Origin of the sequence: Ralstonia sp. TCR112 (assembly GCF_007997035.1) — a bacterium.
GTDB lineage: Bacteria > Pseudomonadota > Gammaproteobacteria > Burkholderiales > Burkholderiaceae > Ralstonia > Ralstonia edaphi.
On record NZ_VOSS01000068.1, the window covers coordinates 1 to 15,218 of the forward strand.

The window sequence follows — 15,218 nt, forward strand, 5'->3', positions numbered from 1 at the left end:
GGTTGTGAGTGCCCATCCCCTCGGCTCCAGAACACACGCTGATTCGCCATGCCGACTCCACCCGCTCAGCAGCTCTCCTGATTTCCAAAGGGATAGAAAGCCTGATCAGTCTTGCGTTTTGCTGAGGGCAATCGTTGGCGTGCTCGAACTATACATAATCCGAAACGAATTGCATGCCGCGCATAGTGAATGCAATTAGTAGAGTTTCTCGAATACCGGAATGCCGACCTGCTGCTAGCGCAGTTGCGCTGCGTGATGCAGCAGGTGATCTTCGATGAAGGTCTCGATGAAGTAGTAGCCGTGGTCGTAGCCGGGGTGGCGGCGCAGTTGCAGCGGCTGCCCGGCTGCGGCGCACGCGGCGGCAAAGTCTTCCGGATACAGCTGCTCGGCGAGGAATTTGTCGGCTTCGCCCTGATCGATCAGGATGCCGCCCGGAAACGGGCATGAGGCCAGCCGCATCAGTTGCGTAGCGTCGTGCGCCGCCCAGGCGGTACGGTCCTCCCCGAGATACCCGGTAAACGCCTTGATGCCCCACGGGCACACCGACGGATGCGCGATGGGCGCAAACGCCGACACCGAAGCAAAGCGCTCTCGATGGCGCAGGGCCAGCGTCAACGCGCCGTGGCCGCCCATCGAATGCCCAAAGATTCCGATGCGTCCGGCTGCCACGGGAAACGCCACGCGCGCGATGTGGTGCAGCTCGTCGGCAATGTAGCTTTCCATGCGGTAGTGCTCGCGCCACGGGGCCTGCGTCGCGTCCAGATAAAAACCGGCGGCGATGCCGAAATCCCAGTGGTCGGCTTCGCCGGGGATGTTTGCGTCGCGCGGGCTGGTGTCTGGGGCGATCAGGATGAGCCCCTCGCGGGCGGCCACGCGTTGCGCGCCGGCCTTGATGGCGAAGGTCTCTTCCGTAGACGTCAGACCTGCCAGATAGAACAGCGCAGGGCACCGCGTACCGACCAGCGCCTGCGGCGGCAGGTAGACCGAGAAGCGCATCGGCAGCCCGATCGCAGCCGAGGCATGCCGATAGAAGCGCTGCACGCCGCCAAAACAGGCATGCTCGGAAAGCAGTTCAAGGGTGGGCACCGGAATCGTCATCGCTGGGCTCCGTCTTCAACGTTCAATACAAAACGACCGAGCGGATCGACTCACCGCGCTTCATCAGGTCGAAGCCTTCGTTGATGCGCTCCAGCGGCAGCGTGTGTGTGATCAGATCGTTGATGTTCAGCTTGCCTTCCATGTACCAGTCGACGATCTTCGGCACGTCCGTGCGGCCGCGCGCGCGCCGAATGCGGAACCCTTCCACTCACGCCCCGTGACGAGCTGGAACGGGCGTGTGCTGATCTCCGCGCCGGCCTCCGCCACGCCGATGATGATCGACTGGCCCCAGCCCTTGTGCGTGCACTCCAGCGCCTGGCGCATGACCTTCGTGTTGCCGATGCACTCGAACGAGTAATCCGCGCCGCCATCGGTGAGCTGGATGATGTGGTCGACCACGTTCTCCACATCGTTCGGGTTGATGAAATGCGTCATGCCGAACTTGCGTGCCATCGCCTCGCGCGCGGGGTTCAGATCCACGCCGATGATCTTGTCGGCGCCGACCATCTTGGCGCCCTGGATCACGTTCAGCCCGATGCCGCCCAGGCCGAACACGACCACGTTGGCGCCGGCTTCTACCTTGGCCGTGTAGACCACCGCGCCTACGCCCGTCGTCACGCCGCAGCCGATGTAGCAGACCTTGTCGAACGGCGCGTCGGGGCGAATCTTCGCCAGCGCGATCTCCGGCACCACGATGTGATTCGCAAACGTTGACGTGCCCATGTAGTGGAACAGCGGCTTGCCATCGAGGGAGAAGCGCGACGTGCCATCCGGCATCAAGCCCTTGCCCTGCGTGGCGCGAATCGCTTGGCAGAGGTTCGTCTTGCGCGACAGGCAAAACTTGCACTGGCGGCATTCCGGCGTGTAGAGCGGAATCACGTGGTCGCCTGCCTTCAATGACGTTACGCCCGCGCCAACCTCAAGCACGACGCCCGCGCCTTCATGGCCAAGGATCGCCGGGAAGATGCCTTCCGGGTCGGCGCCCGAGAGCGTGTAGTAGTCGGTATGGCAGATGCCGGTCGCCTTGATCTCGACGAGCACTTCGCCGGCACGCGGGCCTTGCAGGTCGACCTCTTCCACGGTGAGCGGAGCACCGGCTTTCCAGGCGATGGCGGCTTTGGTTTTCATGCGCATTCCTTTTCTTGAAGTGGAGCCTGCCCGACGTGGGCAGCGTAGGGAGGGCGATTGTAGAACGTTGCCTGCTGCGGCAACGTGATAGCGAAGTCATGTCATGCACATCAGACTTCAGATTTCCTTATGACGGCCGTTTCTTGTGCGACGGCAGGCCGATAGGGCCATGTGCCGCGTGCCTTACATGGCGGAACCGCCGCCGTGGACTTCGTAGGAAACGATACTGTGCTTGCATCCATCCGTACTCGCATTTTGCTGACCTGCGTTGCCATCGTGGTCGGCGCATTGACCTTCGCTGGCGGCCTCAACTATCTCGTGACGCGTTCGTACAACGACGAGTCCATCCGCCAGAACCTGCAGTCCGTCGCGCGCGGCCACATCGCCGGCATCGACGACTGGGTGGCATCGAAGACGCAGATGATGGTGTCGCTGCAAGACGTGGCCGTGTCTGCCGATCCGATCCCGGTCTTCAAGGCCGTGCACAAGGCGGGCGGCTTCATCAACGTCTATGTCGGCTACCCCGACAAGTCGTACAAATTCTCCAACCCCGAAGGGATTCCGCCCACGTACGACCCGACCGCGCGCCCCTGGTACAAGCAGGCCGTGGAAGCCGGCAAGCCCGTGGTCACACCGCCGTACGTGAGCGCCAGCACCGGCCAGCTCGTGGTGACCTTCGCCGTGCCCATTCTGCAAGGCAGCACGCTCAAGGGCGTGATTGGCGGCGACGTGGCGATGGACAGCGTGATCGCCAACGTCAAGGCCATTCACCCGACGCAGGCGAGCTTCGGCTTCCTGGTCAATGCGGCCGGCAAGATCGTGGCGCATCCGAATGACAAGCTCACCCTCAAGCCGGCGACCGATCTGTCGGCCGGTCTGAACGAGGCCACGCTGGCATCGCTGGCGCAGGCGGAGAAGCCGGTGGAAGTGTCGGTGGATGGCGCGGCCAAGCTGCTCTACCGCCAGGGCGTGAAGGGCACCGACTGGGGCCTGGTTGTGGCGCTGGACAAGTCTGACGCCACGGCCGGCATGCGCTCGCTGGTGATGACGTCGATTGGCGCGCTGGTGGGCGTGGCCATCGTTGCAGCACTCATCGTGGGTGCGATGACGGCACGCGCGTTCCGCCGCCTGTCGATGATCCGCGATGCCATGGACGACATCGGCTCGGGCAGCGGTGACCTCACCAAGCGTCTGCCGTCGGATGGCCAAGACGAAGTCGCGCAGATCGCCCGTTCGTTCAATACCTTCGCTGACAAGCTCACCGCGGTGATGCAGCAGATCCGCCTGGGCAGCGATTCGGTGCGCTCGGCCGCGCAGGAAATTGCCGCCGGCAATGCGGACCTCTCGCAGCGCACGGAAGAGCAAGCCAGCTCGCTGGAAGAAACCGCCTCGAGCATGGAAGAGCTGACGAGCATCGTGAAGCAGAACGCAGACAACGCACGTCAGGCCAGCCAGCTTGCCGTGACGGCGTCGGACGTTGCCACGCGCGGCGGCGATGTGGTCGGCCAGGTCGTGCACACCATGGGCGGCATCAACGAGAGCAGCAAGAAGATTGCCGACATCATCGGCGTGATCGAAAGCATTGCGTTCCAGACCAACATCCTGGCGCTGAACGCCGCGGTGGAAGCCGCACGTGCCGGCGAGCAGGGCCGCGGCTTTGCCGTGGTGGCCAGCGAAGTGCGCAGCCTGGCGCAGCGCTCGGCCGGTGCCGCGAAGGAAATCAAGGCGCTGATCCACGACTCGGTGGACCGCGTCTCCAACGGCACGGCGCTGGTGGATCAGGCCGGCGTGACGATGGCGGAGATCGTCGATGCGGTGAAGCGTGTGACCGACATCATGGGCGAGATTTCGTCGGCGTCGGAAGAGCAGAGCAGCGGCATCGAGCAGGTCAACCAGGCCGTCAACCAGATGGACCAGGTGACGCAGCAGAACGCCGCGCTGGTGGAGCAGGCGGCTGCTGCCGCGGAGTCGCTGGAGGAACAGGCCCACAACCTCAATGAGGCGGTGGGGCAGTTCCGCCTGTCGCACTGATCCCGGCTCAGGCCTCGGAAGCGGCTGCGCTGGCAGCCGCCTTGGCCCGGTCCTGTTCCTCCGCCAAAGCGAGGTCTGCGGCCTGTGCGCGCTTGACCGCGGCCCGTGCAAGGATGCGGTCGATATACGCGCGCACCACGGGCGTTTCGGGCATCAGCTTGAATATCGTGATCCAGTCGAGTGCGGCGCCCCAGAGCACGTCTGCCGCCGTGAAGCGCTCGCCCAGGAAGTACGGCCCTTTGGCCAGTTGCGCGTTGATCGCCGCAATGACCGTATCGAAGTCGCCATAGGGCGAGGTCGAATATGCGGCCGGCGCGCGGCCCATGGAATGGTCGACGACAGCGGGCTCGAAGCACGAACCGTAGAACGCCATCCATCGCAAATACGGCCCACGCAGCGGGTCGCCCACGGCTGGCGACAGCCCGGCTTCGGGATACAGTTCTGCCGCATACAGATACACCGCCACTTGCTCGGTGATGACCGCATCGCCGTGACGCAGCGTCGGCACCTTGCCCAGCGGATTGAGCGCGAGAAACTCCGGCGTCTTGTGCTGGCCCGTGGTCAGGTCGAAGGCGTGTACCTCGTAGTCGGCGCCGAGCTCTTCGAGCAACATGCGCGCACCACGCGAGCGGCTGCGCGGGGAGTGGTAGAGGGTCAGGTGGCGGTCTTGCGGCATCGTTGGCTCCGTGGGCAATGAAACGGGGGGAGGAAAGCTGGCCACTGTAGGTGAAGAGGCCGCGTCCGTCTTGGAAAAATCCGCCGCCGCAGTGCATCATCGCGGCATCGCCTTCGCCGCCGATTCCATGACCGATCTACGTGACGTTGCCGCCAAGCCAAAGGGCGTGGTCGATCCGCTGGCCTTTCGTCAGCGCTTCCGCCTGAACCGTTATCAGCCGTGCGCCGCCCTGGCCGGCGTGCTCGATCACCACTGGGTTGTCGAATGGGACCTGCGCGGCCAGCCGCCCTATACGCAGCGCACGCTGCCGTATCCGTGCGTCAACCTGGTGTTCGACCGTCGGCAGACCGCCGTCTTTGGGGTGGTGTCAGGCGCGTTCGAAACCACATTGGGCGAGACAGGCCGGGTGATCGGCCTGCGCTTCCGGCCCGGCGCCTTTCGCGCGTTCTTCGGCAAGCCGGTACGTTTGCTGACCGACAAGACCGTGCCGGTTTCCGATGTGCTGGGCATTGGCCATGCGCAGGCAGAAGAGATCGTGCTTGGCGCAGGTGACGACGCCGGCATGGTGTCTGCCGCCGAAACGCTGCTGCTGCGCGTGCTGCCGCCGCCGGACCCGCAGGTCGAGCGCATCCACACCATCCTGCAGTCGCTGCAAGAGGACGCACACCTGACACAGGTGCGCGACCTGGCCGAGCGCGCCGGCATGAGCGAACGGACGATGCAGCAGTTGTTCTCGGAGTACGTGGGCGTGACGCCGAAATGGGTGATCCGCCGATACCGCCTGCACGAGGCGGCCGACCAGCTTGCCAACGGCGCAGCCGTGGACCTGGCCGAGCTCGCGCACGGGCTTGGCTACTTCGACCAGGCGCACTTCACGCGCGATTTTCGGCGCCTTGTGGGGAAGGCGCCTGGAGAATACCGGCGCGCCAATCAGGCCTAGCGCGCCCAGCATCAATCCGCCGCGACCGCCACGTCTGGCGACGCAGGCGGGCGGTCCGTCATGACGCAGTTGCGCCCCGCCAGCTTCGCGGCATAGAGCAGATGATCCGCCCGCCGCAGCAGCGGCTCCAGTTCGGGCCCATCCGCCGCGGACGCTGCTGCCACGCCAAAGCTGGCGGTCATGCGGCACGGCTGATCGGTGCCGGTGGGTACCGTCACCTCGGCAATGCGATGACGCAGATGATTGGCAACCGCGCGGGCCTGCGCGAGGCTGTCTGCCCACACCATCACCGCAAACTCCTCGCCGCCGATGCGCGCCACCATGTCGGCGGACGGGCCTTCGGCGCGGCACAGCCTTGCAACGGTGCGCAGCGCCTCGTCGCCCACGGCATGGCCGTACGTATCGTTGATGCGCTTGAAGTGGTCGATGTCGAACATGATGAGTGCAACGAGCCGCGCTTTGGGCTGCGGCGATTTGCACATCGCGCCGGCCCGGTCTTCAAAGGCGCGGCGATTGAGCAACTGGGTGAGCGGGTCAGTCTCGGCCATGCGCGCGAGTTCCTGCATCAGGTGCGCACGTTCCACTTCCAGCCGGCGGCGCTCGATGCTGTTGATGCGCAGCACGCGGATCGCCTCGAACATCGCGCGGATCTCGCGCCGCGCAAAGGCGGTCGGGATGTGCACGCTCAGGTTGCCGCGCGCAATCCCGTCAATCAGCCGTGTGGCGTTCACGAACGGCCCCACCACGTTGCGGCGGAACGAGATCGTCATCCACGCCAGGGCGCCGAGCACCGACAACACCGCGCCTGCCGAGCCGATGAGCACCAGCAGCATCGCGCACCGATGTTCGCGGATGTCGTCTTCCGCCAGGCGCAGCACGATGTCGCGGAAATCCGTGATGGCCCGCATGGTGGGCACGTAGCGGTCCGCAAATGCCGCCGGGGTGATATCGGCGCCGCTGGGCTGGCTGGCCTGGGCGCGCACTGTGGCCACATAGCGCAGGCCATCGCCAAAATACTGGGCGCCGACGGTGGCCAGCGCGTGCTGGTTCAATGCCGAATGCGCGCCGACGCGCGTCTCGATCATGCTGCGAAGCTGGTCGATGCGGCCTTGCGTGCGTTCGATGGCCAGCTGCTCTTCAAACGTGAGCATGCGGTGCATGGCGAGCGCGCCAGTGAAGCGCGAACCGAGCTGGCCCGCGTATTCCCGCAGATCAGCCGACAGCCGCGCCAGCGTCAGGCAATTGAGCACGTCGGGATCGCCGCGCGTGATGTTGGACGTGCGCGCGTTGACGATGGGCAGGAATTCGGGGATCACCGCGATCATGCGGCCCACCCCGTCGGCCAGGTCGTTGCTGCTGCGTGAGCGCAGGGGCAGGGCGGTCAGTCGGTCGATGTTGGCGCGGGCCGCGGCCAGGTGCGTTTGGGCGCTGCGCGCGGCCTTGATGTCGGTTTCGCAGCCTGGGCAATCCTCAGGGCGCAGCGCGTCGAGCAATTGGGCAACGTGTTCGTCGCTGGCGGCACGCATGCGTTGGAGCGCCGCGATGCGCTCGGCCGGCACCGGCAAGTCTTCGCCGAGCACGCCGTTGGTGGGGCCGCGCTCGGCTGACACCTTCTCCATCGCCAGCAGCGTTATGCGCAGCGCCTGGATGCTGCGGGCCGCATCGTCGGCGCGGCCATAGGCCAGCCACGCGTAGCCCAGCAGCCAGCACGACAACGACAACACCGGAACGAGGACGATGGCGACGCTGGCGCCAAAGCGCCTGTCCATCGACGTTTCAGAAGACATGAACGGAGGGGTGGAGCGTCTGGGCGGCGGTTGGGCAGAGCCGGAAGGCAGTTGCAAACGGGTTGCACAGGCCCGCGCTTATTGCCGCGTGCAGTGCACATCTCTGGGCTAACGGCAGCATCGGGCGCTTCTTTACGTTGCCATTGGACCCCCGCCGCGAGTGCGGACTGCAAACAAATGCAAAAGGATTCTTACGGGATGTTCGGGCGGAAGGAAGGGCCGAAGGGCAGCGGACTGTCAGGTCGTTGCCGCGGCATGGCACGAGATGGCGCCATGCGCATCTCGTGCCTGAGTGAGGATCGAATGATCCGGCGCGCTAGCTATTTGACCGCCACCTCGGAGTGCACGACCTCCGGCGCCTTGGCAAAGAACGGCCCCACCAGCTTGCGCCATTCCTGGAAGTCGTCGGACTCGCGAAAATCGACCATGTGGTCTTCCACGGTGTTCCAGCGCACCAGGAGCACGTAGCTCGTGTCGCGCTCGACAATGTGGTGCAGCTCGGCGCCGTGGCAGCCTTTGGCGCGGGAAAACAGCGGCAGGGCTTGCTGGACAGCGGCTTCAAACTCGCGCTGCTTGCCGGCGAGAATTTCGATGTGGGCCATTTCGAATACCACGTTGTGCTCCGTTCGGTTGGATGGGGTGAGCAGACTATAGCCGGCAATCGCTCGCGCCATAGCCGGGCCGGTAGCGGGGTTGTTCGACCGTGCGACGCGAACTTTTGGTTGGCTTCGCAGGCCTTGTCCACCTGCCGGCGCCCCTTTGACAACCGCCGCTGCGCGGGCATACTCGGATTTCATTGCCTTGGCCCGGATCCTGCTCGGGCCCTTCAGGCGTCACCTTCAAGCGAAAGCAACCCATGGATAGCGGAAACGACCACCAGAAATTTTTCTACCTCTTGCTGTTCGTCGTCACGCTTGGCCTTTGCTGGATCCTGTCACCGTTCTTCGGCGCGGTGTTCTGGGGTGTCATCCTGGCGATCCTGTTCCAGCCCGTGCAGCGCGCGCTGGTCGCTCGGATGGGCAAGCGGCGCAATCTCGCTGCGCTCGCCACCCTCGCCCTGATCATCCTCATCGTGATCCTGCCTGTGATCTTTGTGACAGCGACCATCGTGCAGGAAATCGGCGTCGCCTATCAGGAGGTCCAGAGCGCGCAGCCGAACTACTCCCGGTACCTATCGGAAGCGGTGCATGCGCTGCCGACGTGGGTTCAGCAGCTGCTTGCCAAAGCGGGCCTGACGAACATTGCCGGCATCCAGAAAAAGCTGGCCGACGGCGCCGCGCAGATCAGCCAGTTTGCCGCCACGCAGGCGCTGAGCATCGGGCAGAACACGTTCCAGTTTGTGGTCGGCTTTGGCGTGATGCTGTACATGGTGTTCTTCCTGCTGCGCGATGGCGCCGAGATCGGCCGCCGCGTGCGCCGCGCGCTGCCGATGGACGAAGAGCACAAGCGCCTGCTGCTCAGCAAGTTCACGACCGTGGTGCGCGCCACCGTCAAAGGCAACATTGCCGTGGCGCTGGTGCAGGGCGCCCTCGGCGGGCTGATCTTCTGGATCCTTGGCATCGACGGCGTGGTGCTGTGGGGCGCGCTGATGGCATTCCTGTCGCTGCTGCCGGCGATTGGCGCGAGCCTCGTGTGGATTCCGGTCGCGGTCTACTTCCTGATGGTGGGCGCGATCTGGAAATGCGTGATCCTCGTCGCGTTCTGCGGCGGCGTGATCGGCCTCGTCGACAACCTGCTGCGCCCGCTGCTGGTCGGCAAGGACACCAAGATGCCCGACTGGGTCGTGCTGATCTCAACCCTGGGCGGAATGGAGCTGTTCGGCATCACCGGCTTCGTGATCGGCCCGCTGGTCGCCGCACTGTTCATGGCCAGCTGGGACATCTTTGCGCGCGGGCAGAACGAATGAGGCTTCGGCCGAATGGGTGGAGCGTCCCGCTCATATCCGCTCGAACCGCAGACCTGCGTGGCGGGTCAGGCGCTCGATGAAGCGTTCGTCGAACATCGTAGCCGGCGTCCAGAAGCCTCCCGGTCGCCCGGTCTTGATGCCGTCTCTGACGTGGTCCAGCGCGAGGCTGGCGGCAGCCTGACCGAGCATCTTGCCGGTCGAGCCGTAGCCGGGGTCGCGATCGCCGGTCACCTTCACGCGCAAGGTGTTGCCTTGAGCGGTGCGGCCGAACAGCCGCAGGTCGTAGCGGCCTGCCAATTGCGCCGCTGGCGTGGGGCCTTCGCCGGGTTTGGGCAGCAGAAAGCGTTGCATGACGATGCGAGCAGGCTTGATGACAATGCCCAGCATGAATGCACCCAGGCCGGCCACCATCGTCATGGCTTTCATGCGGCCGCTCAGGCCGTGCCCGGTGATCACGGCTTCGTCATAGAGGAAAGGATTGCCATAGGCGTTGCCGGACAAGGCGTTGGAGCGGTGCACCACGCGCTCGTTGATGGCCGCCATGACAAACGGCGCAATCCACACATCGAAATCAGCATCGAATGCCGCGCCCCTGACCGAGCGCTGGCGCGCCGTGAAGCCATGACCCTTGGGGCACAGCGCGTAGGGATCGGCCAGCTCCTTGCGCAAGGCGGGGTCGGCTGCGGCTTCCTGCACGACGTTGATCAGGCTGGCGATCGTGCCGCCCGATGCGCCGCCGTTTAGCGTCTTGACGCGCAGCTTCACCTGCGTGGCGGGCGTTCCCCATTGCCGCATGGCTTGTTGCTGCAGGAAGTAGACGCCCATGTCCGACGGCACCGAGTCGAAGCCGCAGCAATGCACGATGCGGGCCCCGGACTGCTGCGCGCTCGCTTCGTATTTGTCGATCATGCGCTTGATCCACTGCGTCTCGCCGGTGAGGTCGCAGTAGTCCGTTCCGCTTTCGGCGCAGACCTTGATCAACGGCTCGCCATATAGGGCATAGGGGCCGACCGTGGAGACCACCACCCGCGTCTGTGCGCACAGGGCCTGCAACTGCGCTTCGTTGGCAGCATCTGCCACGATGATCGGAAGGGACTCGCCAGCCGCACCGAGCGATCGTTTGACCTCCAGGAGCTTCGCTTCGGATCGTCCGGCAATGGCCCAGCGCAGCGTTTCAGCATCACCCGAAAAGTGTTCGGCCAGGTAGCGGGTCAGGATCCGGCCGACAAAGCTCGTGGCGCCAAAGACGACGACGTCATAGTCCGGAGCGGGCATGGAGTTTTCCTTTTTCTTTGGACGGATGAGGGCGCCGGGCTGCGCCACTTTTATCGTTTTGCGGCAAACAAATAGTGAAGGCGCTGAGCCCGCCGGGCAACCGGCCGCGTGCTCACCGCATTTCTGGTCGGACACGCGCACGCCGGCTTGGCGCGGGCGGATTTGCTTGGCTTCAGCACTTGAAAGACCGTTTCACATTACGGAATCTGCCCGGAAATTCTCCGTCGTTGCCGTCCCGTTTGCTGAAAACACGTTCCGCATCGCAAAATTTGTTAGCTATGTTGTTGAAAAATAAAGAAAAACTAACTCTTATGTCTTATATAAGACCTTGCTGCGACGCGTCAAAGCCGACCTACAATAAATCCACGCTGCTCGCTTCGAAATCCGGAGCTGCACACGCAACCGATTCCTCTCAAACGCGCTTCATTTCCAGGAAATTGACATGGCCCAGTATCAAGACGACATCAAGGCAGTTGCCGGTTTGAAAGAAACCCACGGCAGCGCATGGAATGCCATCAACCCCGAGTACGCTGCTCGCATGCGTGCCCAGAACAAGTTCAAGACGGGTCTGGACATCGCCAAGTACACCGCCAAGATCATGCGTGCGGACATGGCCGCCTACGACGCCGATCCGTCCAAGTACACGCAGTCGCTCGGTTGCTGGCACGGCTTCATCGGCCAGCAGAAGATGATCTCCATCAAGAAGCACTTCAAGAGCACCGAACGCCGCTACCTGTACCTGTCCGGCTGGATGGTCGCTGCGCTGCGCTCGGAGTTCGGCCCGCTGCCGGACCAGTCGATGCACGAGAAGACTTCGGTCAGCGCGCTGATCCGCGAGCTGTACACCTTCCTGCGTCAGGCCGACGCCCGTGAACTGGGCGGCCTGTTCCGCGAGCTGGACGCTGCCAAGGACGCTGCTGCCAAGGCCGCCATCCAGGAAAAGATCGACAACCACGTTACGCACGTGGTGCCCATCATCGCCGACATCGACGCAGGTTTCGGCAACGCAGAAGCCACGTACCTGCTCGCCAAGCAGTTCATCGAAGCGGGCGCCTGCTGCATCCAGATCGAAAACCAGGTGTCGGACGAGAAGCAGTGCGGCCACCAAGACGGCAAGGTCACCGTGCCGCATGAAGACTTCCTCGCCAAGATCCGCGCGATCCGTTACGCGTTCCTGGAGCTGGGCGTGGACGACGGCATCATCGTCGCCCGTACCGACTCGCTGGGCGCCGGCCTGACCAAGCAGATCGCCGTGACGAACACGCCGGGCGACCTGGGCGACCAGTACAACTCGTTCCTCGACTGCGAAGAGCTGTCGGCCGACCAACTCGGCAATGGTGACGTTGTCATCAAGCGCGACGGCAAGCTGCTGCGTCCGAAGCGCCTGCCGAGCAACCTGTTCCAGTTCCGCGCCGGCACGGGCGAAGCGCGTTGCGTGCTCGACTGCATCACCTCGCTGCAGAACGGTGCCGACCTGCTGTGGATCGAAACCGAAAAGCCGCACATCGGCCAGATCGGCGGCATGGTCAAGGAAATCCGCAAGGTCATCCCGAACGCCAAGCTGGTGTACAACAACAGCCCGTCGTTCAACTGGACGCTGAACTTCCGTCAGCAGGTGTATGACGCGATGAAGGAAGCGGGCAAGGACGTGTCGGCTTACGAGCGCGGCCAGCTGATGAGCGCCGAGTACGACGACAGCGAACTGGCGAAGCTCGCCGACGAGAAGATCCGTACGTTCCAGGCCGATGCATCGCGCGAAGCCGGCATCTTCCATCACCTGATCACGCTGCCGACGTACCACACCGCCGCGCTGTCGACCGACAACCTGGCCAAGGAATACTTCGGCGACCAGGGCATGCTCGGCTACGTGGCTGGCGTGCAGCGCAAGGAAATCCGCCAAGGCATCGCCTGCGTCAAGCACCAGAACATGTCGGGCTCGGACATCGGCGACGACCACAAGGAATACTTCAGCGGCGAAGCTGCGCTGAAGGCGGCAGGTAAAGACAACACGATGAACCAGTTCCACTGATTCACGGCCAAGGTCCTACCCAAAGCACAACGCAACCCATTGCGGGTTGGCGTTTTTTTTCGCCCGGCGTGCTGAGCGTTCCGTAAGGGTCAGTCACTTCGCCGCCTGGGCCTCGCGCCCGTACTCCAACTGGAGCGCGACAATGTCGGCAGTCGCGCTGCCATACCGGCCGGCGATTGCGCCCAACGCTTCCTGCAGCGCGCCCGCCGATGTGGACTTCGGGAGCGCAAGTTGCCGATACACATTCGCAGCCGTGTCGCTGGGTAGCAGCGTGAGCCCACGGCGCGATCGAACGATCGTCTGAGTGGAAACCGCAATCGCTTGCGACCGATACGTTCGGGACCATGCGTCAGCGGTCAGCGCCAGGGCGATTTCATCGACGCCGTCCGCGATCGGGATGGCCAACGTTTCATGGTTCCAGAACAAGACCGCATTTCTGGCAATGGACCCCATGCGCCCGGCCGTCAGATGGAACGCGCCGGAGTCGTGCTCAGCCCCCCAATCGTCGATGCCCAACCTTGATGCCACTGCGGCGGCCTTTGCGCGTCCGGCAATCGCTTCAACAAGCGAGAGGCTTGCAGGAATGGAAGCCGAGACACCGGTTGTCGTCATGATGTTGCCGTCGACAACATAGCGCCGGTCTCGAGTCCAACGTGCCTGCGGAAAGGCTCGGGCGATGCTGTCGAATGCGTACCAGTGCGTCGTGGCCGATCGTCCTTCAAGCAGGCCCGCTCGCGCCGGAATCCACGCGCCTTCGCAGATGGAAAGCACGAATGCGCCTTTGTCTGCCTGCGCGCGGACCCAGCGGATGATGGTTTCATTCCGGTCATCGTGCAGGGCGGGGACGACTACAATGTCCGCGCCGGTTTGATGTGCCGAGTCGAATGCCTCCAGGGTCTTTTCGGCCTCGATTCTCAACGCGGGCATCAGGTTTACCGCTCCCGGGTGCGTCGACACGATGACGACATCCGCAACATCCGCCTCTTTCAGCACGCCGTAAGGAACAAGGAGATCAGTGGTCTCCGTGCCCGCGTTGTCGGCCACAATCGCGACCAGAGGCCGGGTTCGTCCTGCCTTGAGCGGTGGTAACCGGAGGTCATTGGTCACCGCAGGCGCGGCTTCTGTGCCACGCATGAGCGTCAGCATGACGGTGAGAGCGAGCAGAGCGGCTTTCAGAAGTCTGCGGTACATGGAAAGATTCCGGAGAGCAGGACCGCCACTCTAGCGGCTGAGCACTGCGCCCGAAACGACAAATTGATCGCATTTTTCGCCAATGCACGCGTGGACTCTCAAGCCAAGGCGCATCGCCGTCATTGCCTACGACGGGGTGCAGGCCCTCGATGTTGTCGGGCCGATGGAAGTTTTCGCGATGGCAAACCATCACAGGCCGCAGCACGTCGCGCCCTATGAGATCGCTCTTGCTTCTCCTGCAGGCGGTGCCGTGACTTGCAGTTCAGCGGGCGGGCTTTGTCTTGGCGATACGGTTGCGCTCGCCGACTTGCCGCGCGATATCGATACGGTCATCGTCGCGGGCGGAAGCGAAGAGGGGCTCCGAAAGGTCATCTTCGAGACCGACCTGATTCCGTGGCTGAAATCGCGTGCGCCCGAAGTCCGCCGGCTTGCAAGCGTCTGTACGGGCGCTTTTGTTCTTGCTGCAGGCGGCTTCCTGGACGGCAAGCGCGCTACGACGCATTGGAACTCGCTTGCGCTGCTGAAAGAACTGCGTCCGCAGATCGACGTGGAGTCGGATGTCATCTTCGTGGCCGAACCGCCCATTTACACCTCGGCAGGGATCACGGCCGGCATCGACCTGTGCCTGGCGTTGGTCGAAGCGGATTGCGATGCGCAGACAGCGCTGGCGGTCTCGCGGCAAATGGTGCTTTTCATGCGCAGGCCGGGCGGCGAGACCCAGCTCAGTTCGGCGCTGACCATGCAGGCTGCAGCGGTGCCGCGCTTGCGCAATCTGGCGACCAGGATTGTGGAAGATCCGACCGGCAATCTGTCGGGTCCCGCGCTTGCGGCGCGTGCCGATATGAGCGAGCGGACGTTCTCTCGCGCGTTCCGCAAGGAAATCGGCATGACGCCGGCGCAGTTCGTCGAATCCGCACGAATCGGGCGTGCCAAGGCCCTGCTCGAAACGTCCGACTGGCCCTTGGCGCGTGTCGCCGAGCGCGCCGGTTTTGGCAGCGTTCACGCATTGCACCGGGTGTTCCAGAAGCGGCTTGGCATTACGCCAGGCCTGTACCGGGAGCGCTTCAGCGTGCGGCAAGCGCAAGGCACCGCTGCCCCCATCGATGGATAGATTGATAACCAAAGAACATCAATCCTTCCGAAAATTGCACTTCTCG

12 protein-coding genes and 1 pseudogene are annotated in these 15,218 nt (G+C 63.9%); 6 read left to right on the plus strand and 7 right to left on the minus strand.

Translation table 11 applies throughout. The annotated features are described in order from the left end of the window. Positions 1–234: 234 nt before the first annotated feature. Positions 235–1,098, minus strand: a complete 864-nt coding sequence (gene fghA / locus FUT88_RS16325; protein ID WP_147216672.1) for an S-formylglutathione hydrolase — start codon at positions 1,096–1,098, stop codon at positions 235–237. Between the two features lie 22 nt (positions 1,099–1,120). Beyond that, positions 1,121–2,226, minus strand: a pseudogene (locus FUT88_RS16330) (S-(hydroxymethyl)glutathione dehydrogenase/class III alcohol dehydrogenase). A 228-nt stretch (positions 2,227–2,454) separates the two neighbouring features. Between FUT88_RS16330 and FUT88_RS16335 the strand changes: the two are divergent. Then, positions 2,455–4,257: a methyl-accepting chemotaxis protein gene (locus FUT88_RS16335; RefSeq protein ID WP_147216674.1), complete on the plus strand. Its 1,803-nt coding sequence runs from the start codon at positions 2,455–2,457 to the stop codon at positions 4,255–4,257. Positions 4,258–4,264: 7 nt separating this feature from the next. Here the strand turns inward: FUT88_RS16335 and FUT88_RS16340 are convergent, their stop codons facing one another. Continuing rightward, a complete protein-coding gene (locus tag FUT88_RS16340; protein ID WP_147216676.1) occupies positions 4,265–4,933 on the minus strand; it encodes a glutathione S-transferase family protein in 669 nt (222 codons plus the stop codon). 127 nt (positions 4,934–5,060) lie between these two features. Between FUT88_RS16340 and FUT88_RS16345 the strand changes: the two genes are divergently transcribed. Continuing rightward, entirely contained in the window at positions 5,061–5,873 is an 813-nt protein-coding gene (locus tag FUT88_RS16345) for a DUF6597 domain-containing transcriptional factor (protein WP_147216678.1), read from the plus strand. 11 nt (positions 5,874–5,884) lie between these two features. On the opposite strand, the gene FUT88_RS16350 is transcribed toward FUT88_RS16345, so the two are convergent. Both FUT88_RS16350 and FUT88_RS16355 read right to left on the minus strand, forming a co-directional pair. Continuing rightward, entirely contained in the window at positions 5,885–7,642 is a 1,758-nt protein-coding gene (locus FUT88_RS16350; protein ID WP_147216745.1) for a GGDEF domain-containing protein, read from the minus strand. A 338-nt stretch (positions 7,643–7,980) separates the two neighbouring features. Next, positions 7,981–8,262: an antibiotic biosynthesis monooxygenase family protein gene (locus FUT88_RS16355; RefSeq protein WP_147216747.1), complete on the minus strand. Its 282-nt coding sequence runs from the start codon at positions 8,260–8,262 to the stop codon at positions 7,981–7,983. Positions 8,263–8,516: 254 nt separating this feature from the next. Between FUT88_RS16355 and FUT88_RS16360 the strand changes: the two genes are divergently transcribed. Next, positions 8,517–9,566 (plus strand): AI-2E family transporter, encoded by a 1,050-nt coding sequence (locus tag FUT88_RS16360; RefSeq protein ID WP_147216680.1) that lies wholly within the window; start codon positions 8,517–8,519, stop codon positions 9,564–9,566. A gap of 30 nt (positions 9,567–9,596) precedes the next feature. On the opposite strand, the gene FUT88_RS16365 is transcribed toward FUT88_RS16360, so the two are convergent. After that, positions 9,597–10,841 carry a saccharopine dehydrogenase family protein gene (locus tag FUT88_RS16365; protein WP_147216682.1) on the minus strand — a complete coding sequence of 415 codons (1,245 nt, stop codon included), beginning with the start codon at positions 10,839–10,841 and terminating at the stop codon, positions 9,597–9,599. Here FUT88_RS16365 and FUT88_RS16370 point away from each other — a divergent pair. Both FUT88_RS16370 and FUT88_RS16375 read left to right on the plus strand, forming a co-directional pair. Continuing rightward, positions 10,840–11,136: a hypothetical protein gene (locus tag FUT88_RS16370; RefSeq protein ID WP_147216684.1), complete on the plus strand. Its 297-nt coding sequence runs from the start codon at positions 10,840–10,842 to the stop codon at positions 11,134–11,136. The two genes, FUT88_RS16365 and FUT88_RS16370, sit on opposite strands and share 2 nt — an antisense overlap. 147 nt (positions 11,137–11,283) lie before the next feature. Next, the gene (locus tag FUT88_RS16375; protein WP_027678070.1) at positions 11,284–12,870 is read left to right on the plus strand and encodes an isocitrate lyase; all 1,587 of its coding nucleotides are present in this window, start codon (positions 11,284–11,286) and stop codon (positions 12,868–12,870) included. Between the two features lie 93 nt (positions 12,871–12,963). On the opposite strand, the gene FUT88_RS16380 is transcribed toward FUT88_RS16375, so the two are convergent. Continuing rightward, complete coding sequence (locus FUT88_RS16380; protein ID WP_222614275.1) at positions 12,964–14,061, minus strand: DJ-1/PfpI family protein; 1,098 nt, start codon at positions 14,059–14,061, stop codon at positions 12,964–12,966. An 82-nt stretch (positions 14,062–14,143) separates the two neighbouring features. Here FUT88_RS16380 and FUT88_RS16385 point away from each other — a divergent pair, with 82 nt between their 5' ends. Next, complete coding sequence (locus FUT88_RS16385; RefSeq protein WP_147216686.1) at positions 14,144–15,172, plus strand: GlxA family transcriptional regulator; 1,029 nt, start codon at positions 14,144–14,146, stop codon at positions 15,170–15,172. The last annotated feature ends 46 nt before the right edge of the window (positions 15,173–15,218 follow it).

Excerpts from the sequence above, each read along its gene's own strand:
- fghA (WP_147216672.1), bottom strand. The coding sequence starts at position 1,098 with ATGACGATTCCGGTGCCCACCCTTGAACTGCTTTCCGAGCATGCCTGT.
- FUT88_RS16340 (WP_147216676.1), bottom strand. The coding sequence starts at position 4,933 with ATGCCGCAAGACCGCCACCTGACCCTCTACCACTCCCCGCGCAGCCGC.
- FUT88_RS16345 (WP_147216678.1), top strand. The coding sequence starts at position 5,061 with ATGACCGATCTACGTGACGTTGCCGCCAAGCCAAAGGGCGTGGTCGAT.
- FUT88_RS16350 (WP_147216745.1), bottom strand. The coding sequence starts at position 7,642 with ATGGACAGGCGCTTTGGCGCCAGCGTCGCCATCGTCCTCGTTCCGGTG.
- FUT88_RS16355 (WP_147216747.1), bottom strand. The coding sequence starts at position 8,262 with ATGGCCCACATCGAAATTCTCGCCGGCAAGCAGCGCGAGTTTGAAGCC.
- FUT88_RS16360 (WP_147216680.1), top strand. The coding sequence starts at position 8,517 with ATGGATAGCGGAAACGACCACCAGAAATTTTTCTACCTCTTGCTGTTC.
- FUT88_RS16370 (WP_147216684.1), top strand. The coding sequence starts at position 10,840 with ATGGAGTTTTCCTTTTTCTTTGGACGGATGAGGGCGCCGGGCTGCGCC.
- FUT88_RS16365 (WP_147216682.1), bottom strand. The coding sequence starts at position 10,841 with ATGCCCGCTCCGGACTATGACGTCGTCGTCTTTGGCGCCACGAGCTTT.
- FUT88_RS16375 (WP_027678070.1), top strand. The coding sequence starts at position 11,284 with ATGGCCCAGTATCAAGACGACATCAAGGCAGTTGCCGGTTTGAAAGAA.
- FUT88_RS16380 (WP_222614275.1), bottom strand. The coding sequence starts at position 14,061 with ATGTACCGCAGACTTCTGAAAGCCGCTCTGCTCGCTCTCACCGTCATG.
- FUT88_RS16385 (WP_147216686.1), top strand. The coding sequence starts at position 14,144 with ATGCACGCGTGGACTCTCAAGCCAAGGCGCATCGCCGTCATTGCCTAC.